9 protein-coding genes and 1 tRNA gene are annotated in these 12886 nt (G+C 45.5%); 8 read left to right on the top strand and 2 right to left on the bottom strand.

What is annotated here, in order from left to right; genetic code table 11:
- Window positions 1-8: 8 nt before the first annotated feature.
- The 3 genes from ACH0AB_RS09825 (at window position 9) to gloA (ending at window position 3127) form a co-directional block, all read left to right on the top strand.
- Window positions 9-1640 carry a DUF2252 domain-containing protein gene (locus ACH0AB_RS09825; RefSeq protein WP_406878052.1) on the top strand — a complete coding sequence of 544 codons (1632 nt, stop codon included), beginning with the start codon at window positions 9-11 and terminating at the stop codon, window positions 1638-1640.
- 120 nt (window positions 1641-1760) lie between these two features.
- The gene (locus ACH0AB_RS09820) at window positions 1761-2402 is read left to right on the top strand and encodes a carbonic anhydrase (RefSeq protein ID WP_284035249.1); all 642 of its coding nucleotides are present in this window, start codon (window positions 1761-1763) and stop codon (window positions 2400-2402) included.
- A gap of 230 nt (window positions 2403-2632) precedes the next feature.
- A complete protein-coding gene (gene gloA / locus ACH0AB_RS09815) occupies window positions 2633-3127 on the top strand; it encodes a lactoylglutathione lyase (RefSeq protein ID WP_313421601.1) in 495 nt (164 codons plus the stop codon).
- A 67-nt stretch (window positions 3128-3194) separates the two neighbouring features.
- On the opposite strand, the gene hemF is transcribed toward gloA, so the two are convergent.
- Complete coding sequence (gene hemF, locus ACH0AB_RS09810; protein WP_406878059.1) at window positions 3195-4190, bottom strand: oxygen-dependent coproporphyrinogen oxidase; 996 nt, start codon at window positions 4188-4190, stop codon at window positions 3195-3197.
- Between the two features lie 366 nt (window positions 4191-4556).
- On the opposite strand from hemF, the gene ACH0AB_RS09805 reads away from it, so the two are divergent.
- The 5 genes from ACH0AB_RS09805 (at window position 4557) to ACH0AB_RS09785 (ending at window position 12402) form a co-directional block, all read left to right on the top strand.
- A complete protein-coding gene (locus ACH0AB_RS09805; RefSeq protein ID WP_201666021.1) occupies window positions 4557-4739 on the top strand; it encodes a hypothetical protein in 183 nt (60 codons plus the stop codon).
- Window positions 4740-4959: 220 nt separating this feature from the next.
- Window positions 4960-8607, top strand: a complete 3648-nt coding sequence (smc, locus tag ACH0AB_RS09800) for a chromosome segregation protein SMC (protein WP_406878051.1) — start codon at window positions 4960-4962, stop codon at window positions 8605-8607.
- Between the two features lie 158 nt (window positions 8608-8765).
- Window positions 8766-9713, top strand: a complete 948-nt coding sequence (locus ACH0AB_RS09795; RefSeq protein WP_096489174.1) for a cell division protein ZipA C-terminal FtsZ-binding domain-containing protein — start codon at window positions 8766-8768, stop codon at window positions 9711-9713.
- Window positions 9714-9898: 185 nt separating this feature from the next.
- Window positions 9899-11920 carry an NAD-dependent DNA ligase LigA gene (ligA, locus tag ACH0AB_RS09790; protein ID WP_406878050.1) on the top strand — a complete coding sequence of 674 codons (2022 nt, stop codon included), beginning with the start codon at window positions 9899-9901 and terminating at the stop codon, window positions 11918-11920.
- Window positions 11921-12123: 203 nt separating this feature from the next.
- Window positions 12124-12402 carry a lipoprotein gene (locus tag ACH0AB_RS09785; RefSeq protein WP_007115896.1) on the top strand — a complete coding sequence of 93 codons (279 nt, stop codon included), beginning with the start codon at window positions 12124-12126 and terminating at the stop codon, window positions 12400-12402.
- A 239-nt stretch (window positions 12403-12641) separates the two neighbouring features.
- On the opposite strand, the gene ACH0AB_RS09780 is transcribed toward ACH0AB_RS09785, so the two are convergent.
- Window positions 12642-12717: transfer RNA gene (locus tag ACH0AB_RS09780), tRNA-Lys, on the bottom strand.
- Between the last annotated feature and the right edge of the window lie 169 nt (window positions 12718-12886).

Here is a 12886-nt window from a genome sequence, read left to right as displayed (position 1 = left end):
GACAATATATGCCTAGCAGAAAAAAGCCTCAAGACCCAACGACTCAAACAGCCACTCAAACAACAAATGCCCAAACAACAACCACTCAAACAGGCGCAAACAATACGGCTTCTCAAACCACGGCTAACAAAATACCCGCAAAAAAACCAGCCGCTAAAGAAACAGCCACCAAAAAAACAGCAACACACGCAACAGCCGCGCTGCCCATCGCTATTGCTTTACCAAAATCCTTACAGCATGCTCAGTGTGTGGATTTGACGCGCCATCGCTACCAAGGCAAACTACTAACCCAAGCAGATAGTATTGCGCTCGGCAAACAGCAGCGTAAGGCGTACCCATTAAAAACCTTGGCTGCCATCAGCCAACGTCCGACTGCCATCGACGCGCTCAGTCTTTATCATTGGTCGAATCAAGGTCGGTTGACAGCGTTACTACCCATACGAGCCAAGCGCATGAGTGTATCGCCGTTTACTTTTTTTCGCGGGATGCCCGCTTTGATGCTGTTTGACCAAGCATGGCAGGGGCAACATTCTGGGTTATTTCAGCAGATTTGCGGCGATTGTCATGTCAGTAATTTTGGTGGTTATGCCAGTCCTGAACGCAATTTATTATTTGGCATCAATGATTTTGATGAAACCATCGTTGCACCATTTGAATGGGATTTGCAGCGACTGGTCGCCAGTATTTTAATCGCCAGTCAAAGTTTTAAGTATGTAGAATCGGTGGGCTATAAGGCGATAGAAAAACTGCTGACCAGTTACCTTGATGGATTAGAAGCGCATTGTAGCTTGTCACCGCTACAAGTGTGGTATGAAAAAATCGACGCCCATAAAATATTGGCAAATACCGAAGACGTGACTGTTCGTAAACGCCGTCATGCCGATTTTGAAAAAGCCAAAAAAAATGATGCGGTAAAAATGCTGCCAAAATTGACTGAGCGTGATACTGTCACAGGGTTACGCGCGTTTAAAACGGATGGTGAGTTGCAGCGACCGCCACGCCGGGGACAGCCGTTTTTTGGCGGTAGCCACGCTTTTTTTGACGCTTATCGAGATACCCTAAAGTCAGATAGACAGGTGTTGTTTGACCGGTATGATTTTACCGATGTGGCGCTCAAAGTAGTTGGGGTGGGAAGTGTCGGTACTGTGTGTGCGGTGGCATTATTCCAAGATGCCGACCATGAGCCGCTGATATTGCAAATGAAGCAAGCCAAAGCGTCTATCTTGACACCCTTACTGGCAAAACAATTTAGCCATCAAGGCAAACGCGTGGTTGAGGGGCAACAATTGATGCAGGCATCGAGTGATATTTTCTTGGGCTATGCATCGCTCGATAACTTTGAAATGGATTTTTATGTCAGGCAGCTGCGGGACATGAAGTATTCGGCGTCTCTTGAGAGCATGGCAGCTGCCCATTTTTACGAATATATTGAAAGCTGTGGACATGCCTTAGCGCATGCGCATACCAAAGCGGGCAATGCCGATACGCTTATGGGCTATCTGGGCAATGGTAATGAAATCATCCCTGTCATGCAAGCGTATGCCGAGCAAACTGCCGCTCGCAATGCCCAAGATTATGCGCAATTTATGAACCAAATAGCCGATGGGCATATTACTGTGGCAGGCGATGAGGTATTATAGTAGCTATACAACCGTCTTGAAAAAAATTTTGAGTTTTAAAAAGTTTGAATTGATAAAAAATATCGCGTTTTATATCATCACAAAGTTCGTTATTATCATAGGGTGAAAGGAGAAAACCAAATGCCAAACAGTCACTTACCGCGTCCAGAAACTGCCGAGCAAGCGCTCGAGATGCTCAAACAAGGCAACGCACGATTCGTAGAGAATTTGCAAAACCCCCAATCAACCTTGCTAGCGTCTAATGCACTTACCCATGTGCATGAACCGTTTGCGATTATTTTGGGGTGTTCTGATGCGCGCGTCCCCGCTGAGATTGTCTTTGATCAAGGGTTGGGCGATTTATTCGTTATTCGTGTAGCAGGCAACGTAGTCGCGCCCTCTCAGATTGGCTCGGTTGAGTTTGCCGCTGAAAAATTCGGTACCAAGTTAGTCGTGGTGTTGGGTCATTCACATTGCGGCGCGGTGACGGCTTGTGTGGAGACACTGATCAATCCTGATCAGCAGTTTTCCCCCAATTTACGTTCGATTGTTGACCGTATCCGTCCCAGTGTTTACAACTTGCATGAAATCTATACTGCCAATGGACAAGACATTGACGCGCAAGAGTTGATTAATCGGGGTATTAAAGCCAACGTGCGTATGTCAGTCACCCAGCTCAAACACGGCTCTCGCATTCTTGAAGATGCGGTTAATAATGGTAGCTTAATTATTGTTGGGGCGGTGTATGATTTGGACACGGGTAAAGTGACATTTATTGAGTAGCCAGTATTGAATAGCGAATAGTGAATAGTAAATAGCGAATTGAGTAACTTACCTAAGGGTAATGTTATGAACCATGATGTTATGAGAAATGAAGGCTATATTTTTACCCAAAAGTTAAGTAAAATTAAAAAGTATTGAATTTTTGGCAAACTGTCGCTATTAATGAAGTTTAGTCAACGTCTTTCTTTTAAGGTTTTTTCTTTTAGAGGCATATTACAATAAGGATCACTATGTCAAACTTGTCCGCTACCAATGAGTTTATCTTTAATCACACCATGCTTAGGGTGAAAGACCCGCAAGTGTCGTTGGCTTTTTATCAAGATGTATTAGGCATGACGCTACTACAAACCAAACGCTATCCACAAGCGGAATTTGATTTGTATTTTTTGGCAAAGCTCACCGATGAACAGGTGGCAAATTTGCCGACCGATACCGCCGCTTTAGCCGCATTTACCTTTAGTCAGCCAGGGGTGCTAGAATTGACCCATAATTATGGCACTGAGTCTGATGCAGAGTTTCATTATCACAGTGGCAACAGCGAACCACAAGGATTCGGGCATATTTGTTTTGCCGTGCCAAATCTGCAAGAAGCGGTTGCCTGGTTTGAGCAACATCAAGTCACCTTTAAAAAACGCCCTGAAGAAGGTGCGATGAAAGATATTGCCTTCATCTTGGATCCAGATGGCTACTGGATAGAAATCGTACAACCAAATCTAATGGGTTAATCGCCCATTAAAAAAAGGGCAACTGTGATTGCCCTTTTTTATTGTTTTTTATTAAGATTGTGTCTTATTAAGCTTTGAAATTTAGCCAATCTCTGGGTTTTAGATAAAAATCCGTGAGTTCAAATTCAGGCGTTCCTGCAATGGGCTCATAACGATATTCCCAGCCGGTGAGCGGCGGCAGACTAACCAAAATCGACTCAATGCGCCCGTTTGATTGCAAGCCAAACAAGGTGCCGCGGTCATACACCAGATTGTATTCGACATAGCGACCGCGGCGATATAACTGAAAATTACGCTGCGACTCGCTATAGCGCGTGTGTTTGCGTTTCTCAAAAATTGGGATAATACCTTCAAGATAGCCATTGCCTACCGCCTGCATAAAGGCAAAGCATTTATCAAAATCCCAACCCATACTAAGGGTGTTCAAATCATCATAAAACAAGCCGCCGATGCCACGTTGTTCGTTACGATGCTTTAAATAAAAATACTCATCGCACCAAGTTTTGAACTTGGGATAAACGTCTGCCCCAAACGGCGCGCACAAATCATGACACACTTGGTGCCAATGCACACAGTCTTCCATCACGGGATAAAATGGCGTCAAATCAAAGCCCCCACCAAACCACCAAATCGGCTCGTAGCCTTCTTTTTCCGCGATAAACATGCGCACGTTGGCGTGACTGGTTGGCACGTTGGGATTGGTCGGATGAATCACCAGCGAGACACCGAGCGCTTGCGCTTGGCGACCGGCAAGTTCAGGGTGGCGAGCGGTGGCAGTGGCTGGCAGATGGTTGATAATAATGTGGCTAAACATCACCCCGCCTTTTTCAATCACTTTGCCACCTTGGAGTACATTGGAGCGACCACCGCCCAAATTTTGATGGGTGCCTTGCTCAATGGGTCTTTCCCAAACATCGGCGACAAATTTGGCGTTGCTGGCACCTTCAGCATATAGATTAAAGCCGCCAGTGGCTTCTTGGTTTTCTAGCGCTTGGCAAATACGGTCTTGTAAATCAAGTAAATAAGCGCGAACGGCTTGAACATTGGGTGAGGAGAGCAGCATAGACATAGCAATAGTTCTTTTAAAAATTTTCAGCGATTAAATTTTAGTGGTTAATTTTTAATGATTATTGTAGCACACAATCGCGTGGGTAAAATTTAGTGTATTGGGCGTATTGACTGATGATACGCATAAATATTTACATAAAACCCTTAAAAAAATCGTCACAACCGCTATCCAAACGGTCAGAAAACTCATAAAATGCCATGACGCCTTGATAACATGATTGATAAAATTAAGTTGAGGTTTTATAAACTGATTAACCTAGTGATACTGATTGACCTAGTGATATAGTTATTGGGATCATATAGTTATCGGACTATCAAGTTATCAGATGGATGATTACATTAACCCTTTTTGGAGAAAACTATGAATAAATTATTAATCGCATTAGTGACGGTCATCAGCCTTGTGGGTTGTGGCAAAAAAGAAGAAGCCAAAACTGAAACCACCACCACGACGACAACGACCACCACAACCGCTTCTGTACCTGCCAATACCGCGACTGCAACGGCAAATACCGCGACTGCTACTGCGTCACCGGCAAAATAATAGTGGCGAAAACATGATTGATAAAACCGCTAATCCACTTAGCGGTTTTTTTTATGCTTTTTTTTATGCCATGGCAGATTTATCAACTTAAGGCTTTAGCAGGTTTAGCCTGATTTGTGTGTACCCAGTTAGCATAAATCAAGTCAGCATAGATTTAATGAATAATCGCTAAAATTTTGCTAAAATAAGCGCCTTTTTTTGATACCTATACTCTAGCAACATGCGGTTAAAACAGCTCAAACTGGCAGGCTTTAAATCCTTTGCCAACCCTACAACGTTTCATTTCCCCAAAACCATCACCGCGATTGTCGGACCCAACGGCTGCGGCAAATCCAATGTGATTGATGCCATCCGCTGGGTGCTCGGTGAATACTCCGCCAAGCAGCTTCGCGGCGGCGCGATGAGTGATGTCATCTTTGCAGGTACAGAAGACAAGTCCGCCAAAAGCTTGGCAAGCGTAGAATTGGTGTTTGAACATACCCGCGGCGAAGATGGTAGCAGCGGCATCCACCACGCGCTCAATCTCTATCAAGAATTATCGGTACGTCGGCAAATCAATAAAGAAGGCAAATCCGATTACTTTATCAATGGCACCAAAGTGCGTCGCCGCGATGTGGTCGATATTTTTTTGGGCACAGGTCTTGGCGCGCGCTCGTATGCGGTGATTGAGCAGGGTATGATAGGGCGCATCATTGATGCCAATGCGCTGCAGCTACGAGAGTTTATCGAAGAGGCGTCGGGCGTGTCGCGCTACCAAAGCCGGCGTGATGACACCCAAAAACAGCTCGATACCGCAAGCGATAATTTAGCGAGGCTACATGATATGGTCAGCGAACTGACCAGCCAACAAAAACGCCTAGAAAAACAAGCCAAAACGGCACAACAAGCCCAGCAATGGCAACAAGCGCAGCAGACGATCAGTGAGCAGCTACTCATTGATGACTATGGGCAGGCATGGCAAAAACAGCAAACACTCGCGGCAGATTTTCAAGCGATGCGTGAGCGTGTGGATGCCCAGCAAGTATTGATTGAAGGATTAATCGAGCAGCAGCAACTTGCCCAGCAGGCTGTGACTGAGCAACAGCACACGCTACAAACCCAGCAAAATCTTGCTAAGGATTATTGGCAGCAGCAGCATGAAACGCAAAGTCTACTGAAACAAGCTGAACAAGCCCTTGCCAATGAGCAACAACGCCTGAATATCCTCAATGTTGAACTGGGTCGTTTTGCCGAGTATCAACAAGCGTTGCAAGCACAAAAACAGCAAGCACAAATGCGTATTGAAGGCTTACCTGCAAAGCTTGAACAGCTCACCGCACAGTTGCGACAATTGCGTGAGGAGCAAGATGATTGCAAACAGCAGCGTGAGCACATTGCGAAAAATTTAGTGGCGTTAAATAAGCAAAAGCAAGACGTAGAAAAAAATCTTGCCGTGAGTGAAAATGCGCTCAAGCACCATGCCAGCCAACAACAGCGCCAACAACAACGCCAAAGCGAACATGACAAAGCCGTATTGGCATGGCAGACTGCTAAGGCCATATTTGACCAGCAATTTGCAGCGTTTGATGACAACGAGCTAGACACGCAAATAACGAGAATCAGTGATGAGATTGAACGTCTTGAAGCCAATATCATCGCCCGTCAAGAATCTATCGCTGACCAAGCCGATGAAGTTGACAGCTTAACCCGTCAGCATCGCCAAGCTGAGCAGCAGTACCAAGCGTGGCAAACCGAGCAAGCAACACTACAAAATTTGCTAGCACAACAAGAAACTGCCCTTGACCAAGTTATCTATCAGTCACCCAATCAAGAACATACTAGCAGTTTGCCAAAACTTATCAGTCAACTGCAATTGACCGAAACAGGTAAGGGGTATGCCAATGTTTTTGATACCCTAGTTACGGTATTTGCCAAATGGTCTATCGCGGCTGACCAAGATTTTGCCCAAATCATCCATGACCATGCGGTGTTTATTGATAATCAATCAGCTTTACATCACACCTCGAAAAATCACACAGCGAACAGCCATATAATAGACGGTTGTTTGCCACTGTCTGCTTTGATTGCGGCGCCCAATCTGGCTATTTTTCAGCAGGTATGGATCAGTGCGACGCCACTTGACTGGGTAGATGTGCAGGATAAAGGGCTGCTCGATAGCTTGCCAATGGGCAATTGGTTGCTGGTGCATACCTCAGCGCAACAGCTGATACTCTGTAATCAGCAGCTGCTGATTAACCTAAGCCATTTGTTGCAAGCGGAGGGTCAGCAGGTTATCAGTTTTAGCCAGCAGTTGATGAATGAAGCCCGTATTGAAGAGCTCGATGAACACTTGGCGCAGCAACAACCGCAACTGCAGCGTCTAGCCGATCGCTTGCAACAAGCGAAGGTTAGTCTGCAAGAATGGCAAGCGCAAGACCGAACCGCGCGTAATCAACTGCTAAGCCTAACCCAGCAACAACAGCAATGCCAGCAACAAAAACTACAACAGCAGTATCGCTATCAATCTGCACTCGATAAACTTAATCAAGATAAAAAACGCCTCGACAGTGACAGCGAGCGTCTACAACAAGAGGGGCTAGGTTTTGCGGACAAATTGCAGCAAGAACAACAGCGGGTGTATGAGCTAAGCAACACGCTTTCGCATTTACAACCGCAATTACAGCAACAAATCAGCGAACGCCAGTTACTCGATGAACGCTTAAACCAGTTTGCCAGTCAACAGCGCGAGCTAGAACAACAACAAAATCGCATCACCCAAACACTGGCAACCGGACAATTGCAAATCACCGCAAGTGAGCAGCAACTTGCCAAAGCTGAGCAAGACCAAGCAAGATTCACCAGTGAGCAGCAGCTGCTGAGTCATAAAATTAGCGAGCAGCAGGCACGCTTGCCCCAGCTACAACAGCAACTCACGGTGGACTCGACGCAACTGCAAACCGTCAATGACAGCGTTACGCAATTGACAATCACCTTGCAAACCATGGAAATCGAGCTACATCAAGCGCAATTGGGTGTGCAAGAGTCTCAGCAGCAGTTAAGCCAACTACAACAGCAATATCACACCACCGACACCGCATTGGCACTAGCAAAACAAAACGTGGCATTGATTGGTGAGCAATTGACTAGTCGCAAAATCACCGTGCCAAAAACCGACAATATTGACTTAATGAGTGGCAGCAAACGCGAGCAACTACAGCGACAACTCGACCAGTTAGCATTACAGGTGGTTAATCTTGGGGCAGTCAATCATGCCGCGGTAGCTGAGCTCAGCGAAGTAAACAGCCGCTTAGCGCCCCTTGCTGAGCAAATCTCGGATTTGACCGCAAGCATTGAAAAATTGCAACTTGCTATCCAGCAGATTGACAGTCAGACCAAACAGCTTTTTATGGATATGTTGACCCAAGTCAATATCGAACTTAACAAGCTATTTACCCAAGTGTTCGGTGGCGGGCAAGCGCAGCTGGTGTTATCAGACCATACCAATGTCAAAGATGGCAGCGGCAAAGGCTGGCAGACAGGGCTAGAACTTATGGCGCAGCCGAAAGGCAAAAAGAATAGCCGGCTAGCCCTGTTATCGGGCGGTGAGAAAACCTTGACGGCGTTAAGTTTAATCTTTGCTATTTTTAAACAGCAGCCTGCGCCATTTTGTGTGCTCGATGAAGTCGATGCGCCGCTCGATGACGCCAATGTCGCGCGCTTTACCCGCTTAATTGAGCAGCTTGCCAAAGACGTGCAGTTTGTTTTTATCAGTCATAACAAACTTGCCATGCAAATTGCTGACGAGCTCAAAGGTGTGACCATGCCAACGGCAGGGGTGTCCAAGCTGGTCAGTGTGGATATGACTGAGGTGGAAGCTTATTTGGCATAAGCGATTTTCACCTGTCAAATACGCAAAAAGTCAAGCCTTGTCACGGTTTTTTCTAGCTGATTTTATGAAGTCATGATAGTATAACGGCAAAAATACCGATGTAAAAATTTTTACACTACAAACAGGGTCGTTATCGTCTTTCTCAAAGGTCGTTGTTTATGTCTATCACTCAGCTTATTCTTATCATTCTTGCGGTTGTTGCTATCGTTTGGGGTATTTACACGCTACTAAAATCCATTCGTCAAAAAAACCAAGATGTATTAGCGACTGACGCGATTGAACATGACAAAGATGGTCTACCTATTATTCCACGCCATCAGCGCCCTGAGCCCGAAGAAAGCCAGCTGTTTAAAGCAGAAATCACACCCGACAATCCTAAAGGCGAAGTAAAGCTAAGCGCGGACGATACCGAGTTGCACCTAGACAACTATCCAGCCAGTGGCGGTTTTGCCAATGCTAATGTCACTAAATCTGCCAATGACAAATTATTGGCAGAAACCAATACATTTGTGGAAAACGAAAACGACGCTTTTAGCATGCTCGCCAATGCCACAGAGACTATCAGCCCTGTTGTGCATACTTTCGATGAAAATCAGCTAAAAAATGACAGCTTTACCGATAACAGCCCAATTTTGGACACCCATATCCAAGCGCAAATTGACGAAGAACAAAACAGCCCACTCAACAACGCGATTCAAAATATCAACATCAGTATTTTTCCTAATCAGCAGTTTGTCGACATTAAAGGCGATTATCTGTTAGAGCTGATTGACAAGTATGGCTTGAAGTTTGGTGCGATGAACATGTTCCATCGCTACGAAAACAAAGACGGGACAGGCTTATTGTGGTTTAGTCTGATGATGATTGATAATGAAGGTATTTCACCTTTCGATCTCAATCGACTACCGACGCAAACCATGAAAGGCTTGGTATTATTTTTATCATTACCACACCCACGCCCTGTTCAAGGCTTTGATAGCATGATGAGTATTGCAGGATTGCTTGCCAATGACCTAAATGCCACGGTATATGACGATACAGGCGAGCCGATTAACAAAGAAAACACCCAAGCCATGCGCGAGCTTGCCATTAATTTTGGTCGATAGATTTTATTAAAATGAAACAAGGTACTCCTCGCGAGTGCCTTTTTTTATTGTAAAAAGTTTTATTATCAAAAGTTTTATGGTCAAAATATTTATTGTTTTGACTGACCTGATGACTGAAAAAATTGACCAAGTAAGCCATCACTTTGTTGTAAAATATCCGTTATCTTTTTTAAAGCATCATGATTATGAACACAGCCGCTATTACAGCGCAAATGCGCAAACTCATTGCACAGCTAAAACAACATAACCACGCTTACTACGTCCTAGATAATCCGCTGTTAGAAGATAGCGAATACGACCAACTTCGCCAAGAACTGGTGGCACTAGAAACCGCCCATCCTGAATTGGTACAAAGCGATAGCCCTACCAACCAAGTAGGCGACAAGCCGTTGCCGTTTTTTACCCAAGTCACCCACCAAATACCCATGCTGTCACTGGGTAATTTATTTACTTTTGATGATTTACAGAACTTTATGCGACGGGTCAATGATCGTTTGGCAGACAATCAGCAAAACCCCGAATATGAAGTCGAGCTCAAACTTGACGGGCTTGCGGTTTCACTGTTGTACCAAAACGGGCAATTTATCCAAGCGGTCACGCGCGGCGATGGTCAAACGGGCGAAGATATTACCCAAAATGTGCGTACTATTCGAAATCTACCGCTGCAGTTGCCGATTGATATACCGCGCTTAGAAGTGCGCGGCGAAGTACTCATGCCCAAAGCAGGGTTTGCAAGGCTCAACCGTGATGCCCAAGCAAAAGGGGAGAAAACCTTTGCCAATCCGCGTAACGCTGCCGCAGGAAGTTTGCGCCAGCTTGATCCCAATATCGCCAAAAGTCGTCCGCTGGCGTTTTATGCCTATTCCGTCAATCAAGGCTTGCCCGCTGAGATTACCACCCAATCCGATGCGCTTTTTTGGCTAAAAGCGTTGGGCTTTAGCATTAGCGATATCAAAATCGTGCAAACAGCCGCGCAGCTGCAAGCGTATTATCTATCGGTGATTGAAAAACGCAGTCGCTTACCCTTTGAAATTGATGGCACGGTGATTAAGGTCAATAGTTTAGCCTTGCAAGAGCAATTAGGCTTTTTAAGCCGTGAGCCACGCTGGGCAACCGCCTATAAATTCCCTGCCGAAACCGTGATGACCCGCCTAAATGCGATTGAATGGCAAGTAGGGCGCACAGGTCAGTTGACGCCCGTGGGCAAGCTTGAACCTGTCAATGTCGGTGGTGTCACTGTTAGCAATGTGACCCTGCATAATATCGGTGAAATTCAGCGTTTAGATATCCGAGCAGGGGACATGGTCAGCGTACACCGTGCCGGTGATGTCATTCCCAAAGTTACGCGCGTTTGGACGGACGAGCGCCCTGCCAATGCCCAAGTGGTGAGCCTGCCGACGCATTGCCCGGTGTGTGATTCACCCGTTATCATGCCAGAAGGTGAAGCGCTGGCACGATGTACAGGGGGGTTATTTTGCCCAGCCCAGCAACAAGAAGCACTGATTCACTTTGTCAGTCGTAAAGCGATGGATATCGACGGGCTCGGTGAGCGCTGGTTGATTAACTTTTTTGAGCAGGGCATTGTTAAAAATGTCGCAGATATTTATGCGCTGAGCAATCACCGCGACGCGCTTATCAACCTTGAAAAATTGGGGGAAAAATCTGTCGACAATATGCTGGCTGCCATTGAAAAAAGTAAAGATACGACATTACCGCGGTTTATCTTTGCTTTGGGTATTGGTGGCGTAGGCGAGAGCACGGCGATGAATTTAGCCATGCAATTTGGCGACTTGCAGCCGCTCATGGCAGCGAGTATCGAAGCGTTACAAAAAACCCCCGATGTCGGTGAAAAAACTGCAGACTCGATTTTTGAGTTTTTTCATGCCGAGCACAATATCGAAGTCATCAATCGATTATTACAAGCGGGCATTCATTGGCAGCCTGTCAGTCAAGTGCCTGAAGGCAATCAGCCGCTTAAAGGTCAAAGTTGGGTCATTACAGGCACGCTTGAAGGCATGGGACGTGATGAAGCCAAGGCCAAACTGCAATCATTAGGGGCAAAAGTCTCAGGCAGTGTTTCTGCCAAGACCACCGCACTGCTCGCAGGCGAAAAAGCGGGCAGTAAACTTGCCAATGCCGAAAAACTGGGGGTAAAAGTGGTCACTGAAGCGCAATTCACCGATTTATTAAACAGTTATCATGCTTAATATATGCTCGGTATTGTGGAAAAAGTTAACGCAACCTTGAGTAAGCTATTTGTTGTCCAAACTATAGTAAGGTTACTTACAAAATACATATAAATCAGTCTTTATTCATAACAATAGGGTAAAAAATTTACGCTAATATAACTTCCGTAAGTTGCTAAAAGCACCTGACATTTTTGCAAATGGAAACCCTACTGGAGAAAAGTATGAAATCACTTAAAACACTTGCGGTACTTGCGACACTTGTTGGTTCAACAGCATTGACAGCGTGTGCAACCACTGATGCCTATGGCAACCGCGTCACTACCCAAGGCTCTTCTCGCGCGGCGACGCAAGGCGCGGTAGCGGGTGCAGCATTAGGTGCACTGGCAAAATCAGATGGCAACCGTAACGACATCGGTAAAGCTGCGGCAATCGGTGCAGCAGCGGGCGGGGCAACAGGCTATGTATTAAGTACATCACCTAACTACCCATACCAAAAATAAGCTATACTAAAAGTCATAGCCTATCTCGACAGCTTCGGACAGCGATGCTGTTAAAAGCCAAACCTTTAATGGTTTGGCTTTTTTCTTTGCTAAACGTTAGGCAAGCTATTTGATACAATCAAAGATAAGTTCAACTAGGTGATTTTTATTTTTCTAACCTAAACTGCTAGCCTAAATCATAGCGTTACAAAATCAAGGGTATAAAAAAGCCCTTATCAATTCGATAAGGGCTTTGGATATGGTGGATCGTCCGCGACTCGAACGCGGGACCAATGGATTAAAAGTCCACTGCTCTACCAACTGAGCTAACGATCCTGAGAAGCGTTAAGAAAACGTCTGGGAGACGTTTTTAGCTTCGCAAGAGCAAATCTATGATTTGCTAAAGCATTAAAAAATTGCAAAGCAATATATGGTGGATCGTCCGCGACTCGAACGCGGGACCAATGGATTAAAAGTCCACTGCTCTACCAACTGAGCTAACGAT

The sequence above is a fragment of the Moraxella sp. 179-F 1C4 NHS genome (assembly GCF_045370505.1).
Lineage (GTDB): Bacteria > Pseudomonadota > Gammaproteobacteria > Pseudomonadales > Moraxellaceae > Faucicola > Faucicola tetraodonis.
Note: the sequence above shows the minus strand (reverse complement) of the source record. Positions and strands in the feature narration are given on the sequence as shown.

Excerpts from the sequence above, each read along its gene's own strand:
- ACH0AB_RS09820 (WP_284035249.1), top strand. The coding sequence starts at position 1,761 with ATGCCAAACAGTCACTTACCGCGTCCAGAAACTGCCGAGCAAGCGCTC.
- ligA (WP_406878050.1), top strand. The coding sequence starts at position 9,899 with ATGAACACAGCCGCTATTACAGCGCAAATGCGCAAACTCATTGCACAG.
- ACH0AB_RS09785 (WP_007115896.1), top strand. The coding sequence starts at position 12,124 with ATGAAATCACTTAAAACACTTGCGGTACTTGCGACACTTGTTGGTTCA.
- smc (WP_406878051.1), top strand. The coding sequence starts at position 4,960 with ATGCGGTTAAAACAGCTCAAACTGGCAGGCTTTAAATCCTTTGCCAAC.
- hemF (WP_406878059.1), bottom strand. The coding sequence starts at position 4,190 with ATGCTGCTCTCCTCACCCAATGTTCAAGCCGTTCGCGCTTATTTACTT.
- ACH0AB_RS09795 (WP_096489174.1), top strand. The coding sequence starts at position 8,766 with ATGTCTATCACTCAGCTTATTCTTATCATTCTTGCGGTTGTTGCTATC.
- ACH0AB_RS09825 (WP_406878052.1), top strand. The coding sequence starts at position 9 with ATGCCTAGCAGAAAAAAGCCTCAAGACCCAACGACTCAAACAGCCACT.
- ACH0AB_RS09805 (WP_201666021.1), top strand. The coding sequence starts at position 4,557 with ATGAATAAATTATTAATCGCATTAGTGACGGTCATCAGCCTTGTGGGT.
- gloA (WP_313421601.1), top strand. The coding sequence starts at position 2,633 with ATGTCAAACTTGTCCGCTACCAATGAGTTTATCTTTAATCACACCATG.